This window comes from Lysinibacillus sp. 10T31 (genome assembly GCF_056394365.1).
In genome coordinates, this window is the sequence record NZ_JBFTHS010000051.1 from 1 (window position 1) to 17325 (window position 17325).

Genomic DNA, 17325 nt, shown 5'->3' on the forward strand with positions numbered 1-17325 from the left:
CGACGGAAAGAAGAGTCAGAGCGACGGAAAGGAAAGCCAAAGCGACGGAAGGAAAAGTTAAAGCGGGAATGAAGAGCCAAAGCGACCGAAAGAAGGCAGGGCGACGGAAAGAAGAGGCAGAGCGACGGAAAGAATAGCCAGGGCGACGGAAAGAAGAGTCGAAGCGACGGAAAGGAAAGCTAAAGCGACGGAAAGAATAGCCAGAGTGACGGAAAGAAGAGCCAAAATGACGCTAAAGTGACGAAAAAGAGTAAAGAACTACTCTGGCCCGAAGAAAAACTGCTCCGGTTGAGAATGTAACCGACCCAACCAATAAATAAAAACCTTCAATTCCCTCAAAAAAAATCATAAGTTACATATTCCTTATACCCCAACATCATAAAATAATACTAAAACCTATTAATATTCCTTCATCTACCTAAAAAGCTATCATTAATAATTTATTTTTGGAATATAGAAATTTGAACTCACTCTTGTGCATAAAAAAAGAAAGAATGAATGAGTATTCATACGCTCTATCGATTCAAAATCCTAAGAAATACAGTTATATAAATGTTGTAAAATGCATAGTAATTAATCGAAAATACATTTATTTTCTATTTTGTGTTTGAAAGAGTAATTCTTTTTCATTATAATTAAAATAAGAGTTTACAAAGTTTGGGACAAAGGGGAGAGGACGTATGACAACAAAACCATGGCTAAAAAATTATCCTGAAGAAATACCATCGTCTTTAACGTTTGAGGAAATTCCTGTGCAAGAGTTTTTGACGCGTGCCTATAAAAAGAATCCATCTAAAGTTGCGATTCATTTTATGGGAAAGGATTTGACGTACACTGAGCTATATGAGTCAGCGCTAAGGTTCGCAAACTATTTACAAGCCCTTGGAGTAGAGAAGGGAGATCGAGTAGCTATTATGCTGCCAAACTCACCGCAAAGTGTAATCGCTTACTACGGGGCAATGTATGCTGGAGCGATTGTCGTACAAACAAATCCACTTTATACTGAGCGTGAACTTCAATATCAAATGGCTGATTCAGGTGCGAAAGTTATTTTATTGATGGATATTTTGTATCCGCGTGTTATGAAAATCATTAAAGAAACTGCACTTGAAAATGTAATTGTCACAGCTGTTAAAGATTATTTACCGTTTCCTAAAAACTTGGTTTATCCCTATATTCAAAAAAAGCAGTACGGTTTTAGTGTAAAGGTTGAACATAGTGGTCAAAATCATTTATTTACAGAAATTATGCGCTCTTCGCCCATCAAAATGATTGATATTCCATTTGATTTTGAAGAGGACGTAGCACTGCTTCAATATACAGGTGGAACTACTGGATTCCCTAAGGGTGTGATGTTGACCCATAAAAACTTAATTGCTAATACATCAATGTGCGATGCGTGGATGTATAAATGTGTACATGGTGAGGAAACCATTATGGGCATACTGCCATTCTTCCATGTTTATGGTATGACGGCTGTTATTTTATTATCCGTATTCACGCAAAATAAAATGGTGTTATTACCAAAGTTTGATGCAGAGACAGCGTTGAAAACGATTGATAAGCAAAAACCAACACTATTCCCAGGTGCACCGACTTTATATATTGGTTTATTAAATCACCCGGATATTGCAAAGTACGACTTATCGTCCATAAAAGCATGCATAAGTGGATCTGCCTCGTTGCCAGTAGAAGTGCAGGAGAAATTTGAAGCGGTAACAGGGGGAAAACTTGTTGAAGGATTTGGATTAACAGAAACTTCTCCTGTCACACATGCAACACCTATATGGGGTAAGCGTGTCATGGGCTCGATTGGTTTACCTTGGCCAAATACGGATTCAATCATTTTACGTACAGGGGATGCTGAGGCGCTTCCAGTCGGTGAGGTTGGCGAAATTGCTGTAAAGGGCCCACAGGTTATGAAAGGCTATTGGAATCGCCCTGAGGATACAGCAGCAGCATTCGTAGATGGCTGGTTTTTAACAGGCGATCTTGGCTATATGGACGAGGAAGGCTATTTCTATGTAGTTGACCGTAAAAAAGATATTATTATCGCAGGTGGTTTTAATATTTATCCTCGTGAGGTAGAGGAAGTACTATATGAGCGCGAGGAAATCCAAGAATGTGTAGTTGCGGGTATACCTGACCCGTATCGAGGAGAAACAGTAAAAGCTTATATTGTTTTAAAAGAAGGATATTCGATTACAGAAGACGAATTAAATAAATATTGCCGTCAAAACTTAGCTGCTTTCAAAGTTCCTCGTTATTATGAGTTTAGAGATGAGCTACCGAAAACAGCTGTTGGAAAAATTTTGCGTCGTGCATTAGTTGATGAAGAAAAAACAAAATTGGTGAATAAAGAAGCAAAATAAATACGTGGTAAAGTATTGACAAGCAAAGATGTAAATTATAATATGAAAATATGAATGAATGACCATTCATATTTTCATATTTTTTTTAGGTTACCACGTCATATCCTTAACAATATATCAGTTTGAGATGACTGGTCATTGAAGGATGACATCATGAATTGAGCATGAATTTAGACGTGTGCAAGTTTTTTTTAGGTGGTGATATAAAAGTGAAACGTGATAAGCCAAAATATAAGCAAATTATTGATGCAGCTGTCATCGTTATTGCAGAAAATGGGTATCACCAAGCACAGGTATCGAAGATTGCTAAGCAGGCAGGGGTGGCCGACGGAACAATCTATTTATATTTTAAAAATAAAGAAGATATATTAATTTCTGTCTTTAATGAAAAAATGGCTGTTTTTGTAGAGTCATTACAAGATATAATAGAAAATGGAAGTACGTCTAAGGACAAACTTTCACGAATGATTGAAAATCATTTTAATGTTCTAGCGACAGATCGATACCTAGCAACCGTCACACAATTGGAACTACGACAATCGAATAAAGATTTACGACTAAAGATCAATTCGGTGTTAAGAGAGTATTTACAATTACTTGATCAAATTTTAATCGAAGGTATGCTGTCAGGTGAGTTCAATCAAACGATGGATGTACGCTTGGCGCGTCAAATGGTGTTTGGAACAATTGACGAAACCATTACATCGTGGGTCATGAATGAATATCGATATGATTTGATAGAACAGGTTCCAAAGGTTCAGGCATTAATCTTGAACGGCATTAAAGCTTAAAAGGATGTGGAGAAATGGAATTTCTAAGTTGGAAAGCAGAGGATGGAGTAGCGATTATTACAATTGCACGCCCACCAGCAAATGCATTATCTCGTGGGATCATTACCGAAGTAAATGCTGTGCTAGATGAAGTAGAAAATGATGACACTGTACGTGTCCTTGTACTTCATGGCGAAGGTCGTTTCTTCTCAGCTGGTGCAGACATTAAAGAATTTACCGAGGTTACATCTGGTGATGAATTTTCAAAGCTAGCGAGCAATGGTCAACAAGTTTTTGAGCGAGTTGAATCGTTCTCTAAACCTATTATTGCTGCAATACATGGTGCTGCACTAGGCGGGGGCCTTGAACTAGCGATGAGCTGTCATCTGCGCTTTGTGACAGAATCTGCGAAATTAGGACTACCTGAATTACAATTAGGTCTTATTCCAGGTTTCGGGGGTACACAACGTCTACCACGATATGTAGGGGTTGCAAAAGCTGCAGAAATGATGTTTACAAGTGAGCCGATTTCTGGTACAGAAGCTGTACAATGGGGTTTAGCGAATCGTGCATTTACAGATGAAGCATTATTGGAAGAAACGCTAAAGGTAGCGAAGAAAATTGCGAAGAAGAGCCCGGTTGCTTTAAAAGCAGCTATTCAATCATTGCAATATGCTAAGCATGCTTCATTTTATGAAGGTATCGAGGCAGAAGCACAATCCTTTGGCACAGTATTCGTTTCGGAAGATGCAAAAGAGGGAATTCAAGCATTTATTGAAAAACGCGAGCCTGTGTTTACTGGTAAATAATATTCCATCAGTGTCGATAGCGACTTGAAAAAGTGTTATCGACGTTATCGACACTGAAAATATATAATATTTATAAGTTTACTTAGAAATAAAAAACGTTGCAGGAGGTATGGATATATGAATATTTTTGCATTAATTAAACGTACGTTTGATACAGAAGAAAAAATTGTTGTGTCGGGTGGTAAAATCCAAGAGGATGGCGCAGAATTCATCATCAATCCTTACGATGAATATGCGATTGAAGAGGCAATTCAAGTACGTGACGCTGCTGGCGGTAAAGTGACAGTTGTGTCAATTGGTGGCGAAGATACAGAGAAGCAATTGCGCACAGCTCTTGCAATGGGAGCGGATGAAGCAGTTCTTATTAATACAGAAGACGATTTAGATGAACTGGATCAAAATGCAGCAGCATATATTTTAGCTGAATATTTAAAAGATAAAGATGCTGATTTAATTTTAACAGGAAACGTTGCAATTGACGGAGGCTCTGGTCAAGTAGGACCTCGTGTTGCAGATTTACTAGGTATTAACTATGTAACAACAATTACAAAGCTTGAGATTGATGGAACATCGGCGAAAATTGTACGCGATATTGAAGGTGACTCAGAAGTTATCGAGACATCTTTACCACTTTTAATAACAGCTCAGCAAGGTTTAAACGAGCCACGTTACCCATCTTTACCAGGGATTATGAAAGCGAAGAAGAAACCGCTTGCAGAACTTGAGTTAGATGATTTAGATATCGATGAAGATGATGTAGAGGTTAAGGTAGAAACAGTTGATATTTTCTTACCAGCTCAAAAGGCAGCAGGTCGTATTCTTGAAGGTGAACTTTCTGCTCAAGTAAAAGAGCTAGTAAACCTACTTCATACAGAGGCGAAAGTAGTTTAAGTCATTTGATGACACAAATCGAATCTTAAAGGGTAACGGAGGGAATATACTATGACAAAAAAAGTATTAGTATTAGGTGAAGTTCGCGAAGGAAGCTTACGTAATGTTTCTTTCGAAGCAATTGCAGCTGCAAAGCAAATCGCAGACGGTGGTGAGGTTGTTGGTGTCCTTTTAGGGGATGCTGTAGCAGACTTAACAGGTCCATTATTTGAATATGGTGCAGACCGTGTTGTAACGGTGGAGCATCCACATTTAAAACAATATACATCTGATGGCTATGGTCAAGCTTTATTAGCAGTAATTGAGGAAGAAAAGCCAACTGGTATCGTATTTGGTCATACTGCAAACGGTAAAGATTTATCACCGAAAATTGCAAGTAAATTACAAGCAGGTCTTGTATCTGATGTAACGTCAATTGATGGTGCTGGCGATGATGTTGTTTTCATCCGTCCAATTTACTCTGGTAAGGCTTTTGAAAAAGTAAAAGTAAAAGACGGCTTAGTTTTAGCTTCAGTTCGTCCAAATAATATTGCACCATTAGAAAAAGTAGCCGGTAAATCAGGTGACATCAGTTCTATTACTGTAGATATTACAAACCTTCGTACAATCATTAAAGAGGTAGTACGTAAATCTTCAGAGGGTGTCGATCTTTCTGAGGCAAAAGTAGTTGTAGCAGGTGGTCGTGGCGTAAAATCTGAGGAAGGCTTTGAACCATTAAAAGAGCTAGCAGATTTACTTGGTGGTGCAGTTGGTGCTTCACGTGGTGCATGTGATGCTGAGTATTGTGACTACTCACTTCAAATCGGTCAAACAGGTAAGGTAGTAACACCAGACCTTTACATCGCAGCGGGTATTTCTGGAGCAATTCAACACTTAGCTGGTATGTCAAACTCAAAAGTAATCGTTGCGATTAATAAAGATCCAGAAGCAAATATTTTCAAAGTTGCGGACTACGGTATCGTAGGTGACTTATTTGAGGTAGTGCCTCTTCTAATCGAAGAATTTAAAGCGTTAAAAGTGAATGCCTAATTAAATTATCTTCATTCAGCAAATTTACTGAATGAAGATAAAGCCTCCGGCGGATGTCACGGATTTTGAATTGTGCAGACACAATTCAAAATCCGGACACAAATACGCCAAGGCGAAATTAATATTTGTTTTGTCGCGGGGAGGATGTGTCTTCCCCGCTTTTTTGCGTTCGAATTTTTTGATTTTTTAAAGTTATTGCAAAATAAAATGTTGACATAATTAATTTTAGAACGTATAGTGATGAATATTAATTTAATCTTCTTCCAGCGGATCAAACATCCGCTGAAATAGAGGAACTCAGTCTAAGAACGCCACGTCCTGTGGCAACGACTGAGTGACCAACTTCGTGTTGGCCTAAAGCCTCCGGCGGATGTCACGGAATCGGAAAGGAGTTCTTTAAAGGATGTTAGCCTAAAATCATCGCATCCATGCGATAACGGCTAACTGACCTGCTTCGTGCAGGCCTAAGCACAAAGCCGATTCCAGACGCAATTATGCCGAGGCATAATTGATTTTTATAAAGAAACGCAAAGATTAGGAGTAGTAAAAGCTCATTATTTGGTGAAGAGAGCTGCGGGTTGGTGCGACGCAGTCCAATAAGACTTTGAACTTGCCTAGGAGCGGTAAGATAAATGGAATTTTTAGAATATTCTATTTGTTGGACGGTTAACCTTCGTTATTAGGTTTTTAAGCAGGGTTCTTAAAGAACCAATTAGAGTGGTACCGCGGTTTGCTTATGGCATATCGTCTCTTCTTTCATTTGATAATGAAGGAACAGACGATATGCCTTTTTTGCGTCTAGGCTAAAGCGCTACATCCTCGAGGAAGCTTTGATTCCTCGGGCAAAAGTAGAGGAGCACTTACTTTTGCTTCGGGCTCTCCAGCGCTTGTCGGATGTAAACGAGCACTTTAGCGCATTTGTTGATTTTAGGAGGTAAAGAAATGGAAAACGACAATCAGAAATTAAAAAGAACGATGACCTCACGGCATATTACGATGATGGCTTTAGGTGGTGCTATTGGTGCAGGGTTGTTTAAAGGAAGCAGTACAGCCATTGATATGGCAGGGCCATCAGTACTTATTGCGTACTTAATTGGTGGGATTATTCTGCTATTTGTTATGCAAGGTTTAGCAGAGATGGCAGTCCGTAATAGCGAAGCCAGAACATTTAGAGATTTAGTGCAAGATGTTTTAGGAAAGTATCCAGCTTACTTCCTAGATTGGATCTATTGGAAAATGTGGGTGTTAAATATTGCGGCGGAATCTATAGTTGCGGCCATCTTTATTCAATATTGGTTGCCGGATTATCCAATTTGGATACTTGCATTATCTGTTTCGGTGTTAGTTACAGCCATTAACTTGTTATCGGTGAAAGTTTTTGCTGAAACTGAATATTGGCTGGCGTTAATTAAAATTACCGTAATTGTTGTGTTCATCATAGCCGGATTAATTTTATTACTTGTTACTTTTGGTAATCATACAGCTGTTGGTTTTTCTAATTTAACGGAGCACGGAGGTTTCTTCCCGAACGGATCAACGGGATTGATTGCTGCAATGCTTGTAGTTATTTACTCTTATGGTGGCACTGAAATTATTGGTATTACACTAGCTGAAACGAAAAATCCTGAGAAAGTAGTGCCAAAAGCTGTTCGCAGTACATTAGTACGTATTGTGACTTTTTATTTAGTTCCTTTCTTTATTATTGTTAGCTTGATTCCTTGGAATGAAGTAAACGGGGTGCCAGAAAGTCCGTTTGTGATGGTTTTTAAAATGATTGGGATTCCTGGTGCTGACCATATTATGAACGCTGTTGTTTTACTCGCAATTATTTCATCAATGAACTCAGGGCTTTATGGTTCATCACGAGTTCTGTATACGCAAGCTGTAGACGGGCGTGTTCCTAAAATCTTTGCACATTTATCAAAACGGAAAGTTCCGGTATATGCCATATTGATGTGTACGTTAGCTTTATATATAGCCGTAATATTTTCTTTATTTGCGGGAAGCAAAACTTTTGATTTCCTAATGGGTTCACTTGGATATACAGTGTTATTTATTTGGCTAATTATTGCGATTGCGCATTTGAAATCGCGTAAAAAACAGCCGGAAAAAACAAGTACTTATGCTGTAAAATGGTTCCCTTATACAACTTGGATCGCTATTATTGCGTTAAGTGCAATCCTGATTGGTATTATTTTTACAACATCGATTATCGTAACAGGTATTACATTAGCTATTTATCTCTTTATTACGTTAACGTATGTCTATAAAGGACGTTTTCAAGAAAATGAGGCTAAATAGCAAATCAGCTTAATCTCTTTTTCGACCTTATTTCATAAATTATGCATACTAGGCAGATTATTCGCTCAAGAGAATTTATCCATGCTATACTACAAGCATAGTAAGTTTAAGGAGGATTTCAAATGGCAATTGTACATGCAACAGATGCAACTTTCCAAGACGATATTAAAGAAGGGTTAGTACTAGTAGACTTTTGGGCTGCTTGGTGCGGACCTTGTAAAATGATTGGGCCAGTTCTTGAAGAAATGGATGCTGCAGGTAGTGCGGCTAAAATTGTAAAAGTAGATGTAGATAACAACCAAGGTACTGCAGCGCAATACCAAATTATGTCTATCCCATCATTACTATTATTCAAAGATGGTGAATTAGTAGACAAAACTGTTGGTTTCCAACCAAAAGAAGCGTTAGAAGCATTTATCGCAAAACATGCTTAATCTGTAAGAAAAAAAGATTCAAGTCAAGCCATCAATAAGATGTGCTTGGCTTTTTTTCGTTATATAATGTAGAGAAAAAGCGAACGTTATCTTTTGGATTAGGAGACAAACGCTGTTTAAAGAAAAAGGGGGGCAGGTAGGCGATGAATGATTTAATTAAACGAAAGCTTGAAATTTTACCAGATCAGCCTGGCTGCTATTTGATGAAAGATCGACAAGGAACTATTATTTATGTCGGGAAAGCAAAAGTATTGAAAAATCGAGTACGCTCGTATTTTACTGGTTCGCATGAAGGGAAAACACAGAGGCTTGTAGGTGAAATAGAAGATTTTGAGTACATTGTGACATCCTCCAATATTGAAGCTTTAATTTTAGAGCTTAATCTTATAAAACTACATGACCCGAAGTACAATATTATGCTGACGGATGATAAAACGTATCCGTATTTAAAAATTACTAATGAAAAACACCCGCGCCTTATTACAACACGAAAAGTGAAAAAGGATAAGGCGAAATATTTTGGTCCATATCCGAATGCGTATGCAGCAAGTGAGACGAAAAAGCTGCTAGATCGTTTATATCCTCTGCGAAAATGTGTACAACTTCCTACCAAGGTTTGTTTGTATTATCACATGGGGCAATGTCTAGCACCTTGTGTGAAGGATATTGAAGCTGACATTTATCACGATATGATTGAGGATATGACAAAATTTTTAAATGGTGGGGTTGAGGAAGTCAAAAAAGAGCTAGAGGTAAAAATGCTAGCGGCCGCAGAAAATTTAGAGTTTGAGCGTGCAAAGGAATTTCGTGATCAAATTGCACATATCGATACAGTCATGCAAAAGCAAAAAATCGTATCAAGTGATACAACGAATCGCGATGTATTTGGCTATGCCGTCGAGAAGGGCTGGATGTGTGTTCAAGTTTTCTTTGTTCGTCAAGGAAAGCTTATAGAACGAGATGTCTCGATTTTCCCAGTTTATCAAGAGGCAGAAGAGGAATTTTTAACGTTTGTTGGACGATTTTACGAAAAGTTAGAGCACATTAAGCCTAAAGAGATCTTTATCCCACAATCTATTGATGCAGATATTTTAACGGAATTATTAGAAGTTAAGGTACTGACACCAAAACGTGGGCAAAAAAAAGAGCTAGTTGAATTAGCGACAAAAAATGCTGAAATTGCTGTAGCAGCAAAGTTCCAACTTATTGAACGTCAGGAAGAACGCACAATAGGAGCATGTGAGGCGCTCGGTGAAGCTATGGGCATTTCTACGCCTTTAAGAATTGAGGCTTTCGATAATAGTCATATGCATGGGACGGATGCTGTATCTGCAATGGTTGTATTTATCGATGGAAAACCTGCGAAGAAGGAGTATCGAAAATACAAAACACGTACCGCCGCCAAGCACGATGATTACGGGGCAATGCAGGAAGTAATACGTCGTCGATACACACGTGTATTAAAAGATGGTCTACCTTTACCGGATTTAGTACTAATAGATGGTGGGAAGGGGCAAATGGAAGTCGCGCGAGAAGTATTAGAGGATGAGCTCGGCCTTGTCATTCCAATTGCCGGATTAGCAAAAGATGAAAAGCACAATACGTCACAGCTTCTATTTGGTGATCCACCTGAAGTAATTGCGTTAAAGCGTACAAGCGATGGATTCTACTTACTACAACGAATTCAGGATGAAGTACACCGCTTTGCTATTACCTTCTTACGACAGCAACATGAGAAACATGCTATACAATCTGTCCTTGATAATATAGAGGGCATTGGTCCGAAGCGAAAACAACAATTACTCAAGCATTTTGGCTCTGTCAAAAAAATTCGTGAGGCAAGTATGCAAGCATTACAGGAAGCCGGGATGCCTGCTAATCTTGCTAGCAATATCTATGATTATTTTCATTCAGTAGAAGACTCCAACCTTTAAGGGGGGATGAATGCAGACGGAATTCCTTTTCAGTGGGTGTTCAAACTCCTACTGAAATAGAGGAACTCAGTATAAAAACGCCACGTCCTGTGGCAAAGGCTGAGTGACCAACATCTTGTTGCTGCCGCTGCCGCTTCGCTTTCGCACAGAAAACATTGTTGCTGCCGCTTCGCTTTCGCACAGAAAACATTGTTGCTGCCGCTGCCGCTACGCTTTCGCGCAAAAAACATCTGTTGGCTCAAAGCCTCCTGACGTAATTACGCCAAGGCGAAATTGATTTTCAACAGGATACATTTGTCAAAGGATTAGACGTATGCTAAGGTTGTATATAACATTGCTCTTCAATATAGCAATGTTATATGCGGCGCCTTAGTTTTTTTAGTAGTTTCTTCATATTAAATTGGAAGTTTCTTCTCTAAGGTTCAATTAAATACAATCACTATTTAGTGATGATAGAGGTGCAAGGTTCAAGAGTAGTACATTCGAGGACGAACAAGTCCAGTGAAGATGTATGAAAGGGGAGCTTGCCGAAGTGGAGCATCGTTGTTTCCGATGCTGTGCTGGTTTTACATTTAAGAGATGTAAGACTGTCGAATCTAAACGTTTCGGAGAGCTATCACACATGCGCAAGTTACTTTTATTGTACATGTTATAGGCAGCTTTCACGTTATGTGAGAGCTGCCTTTTTAGATTTCTCGAAACAACATTTTTTCAAGGCTGTTACTCTTACCTAAGAGGTGAAGGAGCTTGTTTTTGAGGTGTTATTTTTGTGAAAAGCTGAAAAAATATAGCTACTTTATAATCAGCGAAATGATTGAATACGAAGGAGAATGATAAAGATGGCGAAAATTGTGATGAAGTTTGGTGGTGCAGCATTTGTATCAACAGAGAGCATTCAAAATGTTGTGAAAAAGGCGATTGCAGAAAAGGAAAGAGGTTTTGATGTTGTCGTTGTCACTACAGCTATGAGGGGTATGTCTAAAGAATTAGCAAAAATGGCTCGTGATTTATCAGACAATGCATCTAAGCGTGAACTAGATGCACTATTTTCAACAACCTCACATTTATCAAGTACGTTAGTTGCAATTGCTTTGCAGGAAGAAGGATATGATGCAGTGTCATTAACAGGCTGGCAAGCAGGTATTCAAACCGATGATATGTATAGCAATGCCCGCATTGATGAGATTGATGCTAGTGAAATTGAAAAGTATTTTACACAAGGGAAAATCGTAATCGTTGCAGGGGAACAGGGTATTGATAATTCACGGAATATTACGACGCTTGGTAAAGGTGGGGCAGAAACCTCAGCTATAGCTATCGCGGCAAAGTTGAAGGCGGAGCGTGTAGATATATACACGAATGTGGATGGAGTCTACACAGCTGATCCAAGTCATGTTGCGGGGGCGCAAAAGCTAAAAGAAATTTCCTATGATGAGATGCTAGAGCTATCAAACTTAGGGTCACAAGTTTTACACCCGCGAGCTGTTGAGTTAGCGAAGAAGTATCAAATCCCAGTTATCATTCGGTCGAGCGAAATAGATACAGTAGGTACTTTATTGAAGGAGGAAGTTGAAATGGAAAAAAATTTAATTGTACGTGGTGTTGCCTATGAGTCAGACGTTATTCGCTTGGTTATGATGCTTATTCTAATGCTTCGTTAGCAGATATGTTCACAATACTTGCGGAAAACCGCATAAACGTCGATATAATCGTACAAGCAATAATTGATGGCTTAAAGCCGACTGTATCATTTACCATTTTAAAAGAGGAGTTCGCTGAAGCATTACGTGTCTTAGAAGATAGCAAATTATCACTAGGGTTTAGTTTTGCTGATTTTGAAATAGGTTTAGCGAAAGTTTCCATTATTGGCTCAGGGATGGCATCTAATCCAGGGGTGGCTGCCCGAATGTTTGATCGTCTACGTCGTGAAGATATCCCTGTAAAAATGGTAAGTACGTCTGAAATAAAAGTGTCTGTCGTTGTACCTCAGGACGAAATGATTCGTGCAGCAAATGCATTACATGATGAATTTAACTTAGAACAAGCGCTTTACATATAATGTTGAAGAGGATGTGTCAGTAAAAGGCACATCTTTTTTTGTTCACATCAATTTAATATTTTATCCAATTCTATTGTTATATAATAAAATGTGACATGTTTTACCAAGGGGAAGGTGGAGTTTGTATGGTATTATTCGGTTTATTTCAAAAGCCAATGGATAAAAGCGTTGAGAGAGACAACGATTTAGAAATACAAATATTAAAAAAGCGAATTTTGGAATTGGAACTTGAGCAGGAAAGCATTGATGTGAAAAATGCGATTTTAGACTTTGTACTAGCCCATATGGAGTTAATTAATTTTCAAACGGCTTTAAAGGTTCAAAATGTCTCCATGAGTGTAGGGGATATTTCAGCAATGAGTGAAGAAATGTCGTCAAATACAGAAGAGATGCTTGGGGTTGAGCAAAATGTTAATGCAAACATTCAAGAAATAAAACAGCATTCGTTACTACTTGTTGAAGAAATGGAATCTTCCATTACAAAAGGTGAGATGGTTCAGGAGTTGTTGGCCAAAGGAGCTCATTCAACAGAGCAGTTGTATGATGAAATTACTAAAATGGATGACATCGGTAAAAGTGTAACCGGGATTGCCGATCAAACACAACTACTATCCTTAAATGCCTCAATTGAAGCTGCGCGTGCTGGTGAGCATGGAAAAGGCTTTAATGTTGTCGCGATGGAGGTAGGGAAGTTAGCCAACAGCTCGAAATGTTCATTGCAAGAAATGACAAAGATTCGATCAGTCATTGATAAGAAATTACATAATACAATAACAAATATTAAACAAGTCGAACATTATTTAACTGACTTTTTAAGTATCATGAAGAACAATATTGCTAATTTGACTATAACAAGTAGAAATATTGAAGAAGCAGCACATGGCATTCATCAAATAACAGCTGCATCAGAAGAAAATGTAATAGCTGTTGGCCGTTTAGCGGAAACAACGACGGAATTATCACATACTAGCGACTTCTCTGATATAATCCAAAATCAAGTATCTGAAATGTTAAAAGCTATTGCACCGACAATCAGAAAGCCATCAGAGCAAACGGTAGTTAGCCAATTGGCAGCAAGGTTAATGGATCATGCTAGCTTTTTACGAAATGCTATTCAAAAGGCTGGTCAGAAAGAAACGATAAAAACGCATCATCAATGTATGTTTGGGAAATGGTATTATGGACATTTTGAAGAATATCAGAATTTACCAGAATATCGTCATATTGAACAACCACATGAATTAGTACATATGGCCGCACAAAAATTAGTGAATGAACTGACAATTAATAACTTAGAAGAAATGATTCAACACTCACTTAATATTTTGGAGGCATTTATTTCGTTAATAGATGTGCTTTTGAAAGAAAGACATGCTCAACTTTAAACAAAAAAGATTTGTGATCATAATAAGGGATTATTTTCCGTTCCTGTTGGTCCTGGGAGGCGATAAGCCACTTCACTTGTCTCATTTATGACGCAAATCACCAAGGAGTCGCCAAGTTTCCACTACAATTAGCTTCTATAATATACAAAAAAAGGATTGTCATCCATAAATTTAAGGTGACAATCCTTTTCGTTTTATTCTGTAGGAACGGTGTTCATGATTCGTTCTTTAACGTCCCATTTTACTGTAAACATAACGTTCTGTTGCTTTTCACGTTTTTCATCATAGCATTCTGTTAAATAACCTTTTGCTTGCTGGATTTGCTCAGCTATAAATCCTGCTTCAAGTCTAAAGCTACGAAGACCAATTTGTAATAGTTCTGGATCATTCGTCAACTGGAATATACGACCATCCTTCGATTCTTTGATAAGCTCTAAATTACCCCAACAGGCATCTGCGAAAAATGCGATAAGTTCATCTTGACTTTTACATGGGAACTTCCGTGCTAGGTCTTTTCCTGCCCAATAAAGGACATCATCTTCATGTTTACCAAGAATGGAAGATAAAATATAATCGCGAATTATCTCATATCCAAATGCTGAGATTGTAGGAGTTGAAGTGTTTAACATTGAAAGCCTTCTTTCTTAGAATTTTCTTAAAATTTGACACTGATAAAGTAAAGATAGATTTTTCGAGAAAAAACGATGCATCATGTACTAGATTGTTTCTTTAATAAGGAATGTGAAAAACTCTTGGTTGCCTTGACGCTCGTAGCTCTTGAGAGTACAATAAACATGTCATAATATTGTACCATGATGAAATACACAGTCAATGAAGTATCAGTTACAAAATGATGACTTCTTTTGTTGTGCTATTTTAAGTACTAAGGGGGGTAACAGTCTTGTCGAAAGATCGAGAGTTTTTATGGCGTCGTTTACATTCTCTACTTGGTGTGATTCCAGTAGGTCTGTTTCTGATGTTCCACTTGTCAATGAACTTCACTGCTGTTGGTGGTGAACAAGCTTACAATAATGCAGTAGGTAAGATGGATTTGATTCCACACAATCTTCTGTTGGTAATTGAATGGGTAGTTATTTATATCCCATTACTGTTCCACGCATTCTATGGTGTCTTCATTGCATTCACTGCTTCACCAAACACAGGGCGTTTCAGCACATACCGTAACTGGATGTTCTCATTACAACGTTTCACTGGTGTATTCTTAGTGATTTTCATTGCATGGCATATTTTCGAAACGCGTATCCAAAAAGCGTTAGGTGCAGATGTTGAATTCAATATGATCGCAGATATCGTATCGAATCCATTCATGCTTGGATTCTACATTGTTGGTATTATATCAGCAACTTTCCACTTATCTAACGGTTTATGGGCATTCCTAGTAAGCTGGGGTATTACACAATCTCCTCAGTCTCAAAAGGTTGCTACTTATGTAACAAACATTATTTTCGTAATTCTAAGTGTAGTTGGTGTGGCTGCTATTTTATCTTTTGCTTAATGTAATAGAAGCTACTATAGAGAACATGGCAATCATTGCAATTTTTTAAGAGGAGTGAGAAATAATCATGGCGAAAAGCAAAATAATTGTTGTCGGCGGCGGTCTAGCTGGTCTGATGGCAACGATTAAAGCAGCTGAAGTTGGTACTGAAGTTGATTTATTCTCATTAGTTCCTGTAAAACGCTCACACTCTGTATGTGCGCAGGGCGGAATTAATGGTGCGGTAAATACAAAAGGTGAAGGGGATTCTCCTTGGATTCACTTCGATGATACAGTATACGGTGGGGACTTCTTAGCGAACCAACCACCAGTTAAGGGTATGTGTGATGCAGCCCCTGGTATTATTCATTTAATGGACCGTATGGGTGTAATGTTCAACCGTACACCAGAAGGTCTTCTTGATTTCCGTCGTTTCGGTGGTACTTTAATGCACCGTACAGCTTTCTCTGGTGCAACAACTGGTCAGCAATTACTATACGCACTAGACGAGCAAGTTCGCTCTCACGAAGTAGCTGGTTTAGTGAACAAATATGAGCACTGGGAATTCCTTGGTGCAGTAGTCGATCCTGACGGCGTTTGTCGTGGTATCGTAGCGCAAGATATGCGTACAGAAGAAATCAAATCATTCCGTGCAGACGCTGTTATTATGGCGACTGGTGGCCCTGGTATTATCTTTGGTAAAACAACAAACTCTGTTATTAATACAGGTTCTGCTGCTTCTATCGTTTACCAACAAGGTGCCTCATACGCGAATGGTGAGTTCATCCAAATTCACCCAACAGCGATTCCTGGAGATGACAAAAACCGTCTAATGTCAGAATCAGCTCGTGGTGAAGGTGGCCGTATTTGGACTTATAAAGACGGTAAACCTTGGTACTTCCTAGAAGAAAAATACCCAGCATATGGTAACTTAGTGCCGCGTGATATTGCAACACGTGAAATTTTCGACGTTTGTGTAAACCAAAAACTTGGTATCAACGGCGAAAACATGGTATACCTAGATCTTTCTCATAAAGATCCACATGAATTAGATGTAAAACTAGGTGGTATTATTGAAATCTACGAAAAATTCGTAGGTGATGATCCACGTAAATTACCAATGAAAATTTTCCCAGCAGTTCACTACTCAATGGGTGGATTATGGGTTGACTACAACCAAATGACTGAAATTCCTGGTCTATTTGCAGCAGGTGAATGTGATTATTCTCAGCATGGTGCAAACCGTCTTGGTGCGAACTCATTATTATCTGCTATCTATGGCGGTATGGTTGCTGGACCAAACGCAGTAGATTATGTTAAACATCTTAAAAAGCATGCTGAAGATCTTCCTCAAGAAGTATTCGATGCTCGCGTTAAAGAAGAACAAGATAAGTGGGATGCTGTCATGAAAATGGACGGCACAGAAAACGCTTACTTGCTTCATAAAGAGCTTGGTGAAATGATGACAGCTACTATGACAGTAGTACGTTACAACGACCAACTTAAAGATACATTGAATAAACTTGATGAATTCCAAAAACGTTGGGAAAACATTAACATCAACGATACTCAAAAATGGAGTAACCAAGGTGCTCACTTTACGCGTCAGTTGAAAAATATGATTTACCTAGCGAAAGTAATGACAAAAGGTGCATTATTACGTAACGAATCTCGCGGTGCGCACTATAAACCAGATTTCCCTAACCGTGATGATGAGAACTTCTTAAAAACAACAATGGCGAAGTTTGACCCAACTACTGGTGATCCAATCATCACGTACCAAGAAGTCGACGTTTCATTAATTCCACCACGTAAACGTGATTACTCTGCGAAAGGAGACTAAGAA

Annotated in this window: 13 protein-coding genes, 1 pseudogene, 1 riboswitch and 1 other annotated feature; of the genes and pseudogenes, 12 read left to right on the forward strand and 2 right to left on the reverse strand. The window is 38.5% G+C overall.

Annotated features, from left to right (window positions below; all coding sequences use genetic code 11):
* The first annotated feature begins 680 nt into the window (after window positions 1-680).
* The 8 genes from AC1DCY_RS22270 (at window position 681) to uvrC (ending at window position 10540) form a co-directional block, all read left to right on the forward strand.
* Complete coding sequence (locus AC1DCY_RS22270; RefSeq protein ID WP_477353581.1) at window positions 681-2372, forward strand: AMP-binding protein; 1692 nt, start codon at window positions 681-683, stop codon at window positions 2370-2372.
* A gap of 209 nt (window positions 2373-2581) precedes the next feature.
* The gene (locus tag AC1DCY_RS22275) at window positions 2582-3163 is read left to right on the forward strand and encodes a TetR/AcrR family transcriptional regulator (protein ID WP_049667778.1); all 582 of its coding nucleotides are present in this window, start codon (window positions 2582-2584) and stop codon (window positions 3161-3163) included.
* A gap of 14 nt (window positions 3164-3177) precedes the next feature.
* Window positions 3178-3951 carry an enoyl-CoA hydratase gene (locus tag AC1DCY_RS22280; protein WP_477353583.1) on the forward strand — a complete coding sequence of 258 codons (774 nt, stop codon included), beginning with the start codon at window positions 3178-3180 and terminating at the stop codon, window positions 3949-3951.
* A 117-nt stretch (window positions 3952-4068) separates the two neighbouring features.
* Window positions 4069-4842, forward strand: coding sequence for an electron transfer flavoprotein subunit beta/FixA family protein (locus tag AC1DCY_RS22285; protein WP_049667561.1), 774 nt, complete (start codon window positions 4069-4071; stop codon window positions 4840-4842).
* A 51-nt stretch (window positions 4843-4893) separates the two neighbouring features.
* On the forward strand, window positions 4894-5871 hold the full coding sequence (locus AC1DCY_RS22290; protein WP_477353586.1) for an electron transfer flavoprotein subunit alpha/FixB family protein: 978 nt from the start codon (window positions 4894-4896) through the stop codon (window positions 5869-5871).
* Window positions 5872-6392: 521 nt separating this feature from the next.
* Window positions 6393-6626: a binding site (T-box leader), on the forward strand.
* A 187-nt stretch (window positions 6627-6813) separates the two neighbouring features.
* Entirely contained in the window at window positions 6814-8172 is a 1359-nt protein-coding gene (locus tag AC1DCY_RS22295; protein ID WP_477353588.1) for an amino acid permease, read from the forward strand.
* Window positions 8173-8294: 122 nt separating this feature from the next.
* Window positions 8295-8606: a thioredoxin gene (trxA, locus tag AC1DCY_RS22300; protein WP_004226420.1), complete on the forward strand. Its 312-nt coding sequence runs from the start codon at window positions 8295-8297 to the stop codon at window positions 8604-8606.
* Window positions 8607-8749: 143 nt separating this feature from the next.
* Entirely contained in the window at window positions 8750-10540 is a 1791-nt protein-coding gene (gene uvrC, locus AC1DCY_RS22305) for an excinuclease ABC subunit UvrC (RefSeq protein ID WP_477353590.1), read from the forward strand.
* Window positions 10541-10580: 40 nt separating this feature from the next.
* Here the strand turns inward: uvrC and AC1DCY_RS22310 are convergent, their stop codons facing one another.
* Window positions 10581-10763 (reverse strand): hypothetical protein, encoded by a 183-nt coding sequence (locus AC1DCY_RS22310; protein WP_477353592.1) that lies wholly within the window; start codon window positions 10761-10763, stop codon window positions 10581-10583.
* A gap of 222 nt (window positions 10764-10985) precedes the next feature.
* Window positions 10986-11164: riboswitch (Lysine riboswitch) on the forward strand.
* Window positions 11165-11379: 215 nt separating this feature from the next.
* Here AC1DCY_RS22310 and AC1DCY_RS22315 point away from each other — a divergent pair.
* Both AC1DCY_RS22315 and AC1DCY_RS22320 read left to right on the forward strand, forming a co-directional pair.
* Window positions 11380-12599 (forward strand): annotated as a pseudogene (locus AC1DCY_RS22315) (aspartate kinase).
* A gap of 125 nt (window positions 12600-12724) precedes the next feature.
* On the forward strand, window positions 12725-13984 hold the full coding sequence (locus AC1DCY_RS22320) for a methyl-accepting chemotaxis protein (protein WP_477353594.1): 1260 nt from the start codon (window positions 12725-12727) through the stop codon (window positions 13982-13984).
* A 194-nt stretch (window positions 13985-14178) separates the two neighbouring features.
* On the opposite strand, the gene AC1DCY_RS22325 is transcribed toward AC1DCY_RS22320, so the two are convergent.
* Window positions 14179-14613, reverse strand: coding sequence for a YslB family protein (locus tag AC1DCY_RS22325; RefSeq protein WP_477353596.1), 435 nt, complete (start codon window positions 14611-14613; stop codon window positions 14179-14181).
* Between the two features lie 272 nt (window positions 14614-14885).
* Between AC1DCY_RS22325 and AC1DCY_RS22330 the strand changes: the two genes are divergently transcribed.
* On the forward strand, window positions 14886-15500 hold the full coding sequence (locus tag AC1DCY_RS22330) for a succinate dehydrogenase cytochrome b558 subunit (RefSeq protein WP_477353598.1): 615 nt from the start codon (window positions 14886-14888) through the stop codon (window positions 15498-15500).
* Window positions 15501-15567: 67 nt separating this feature from the next.
* A complete protein-coding gene (sdhA, locus tag AC1DCY_RS22335; RefSeq protein WP_477353600.1) occupies window positions 15568-17322 on the forward strand; it encodes a succinate dehydrogenase flavoprotein subunit in 1755 nt (584 codons plus the stop codon).
* Window positions 17323-17325: the final 3 nt, after the last annotated feature.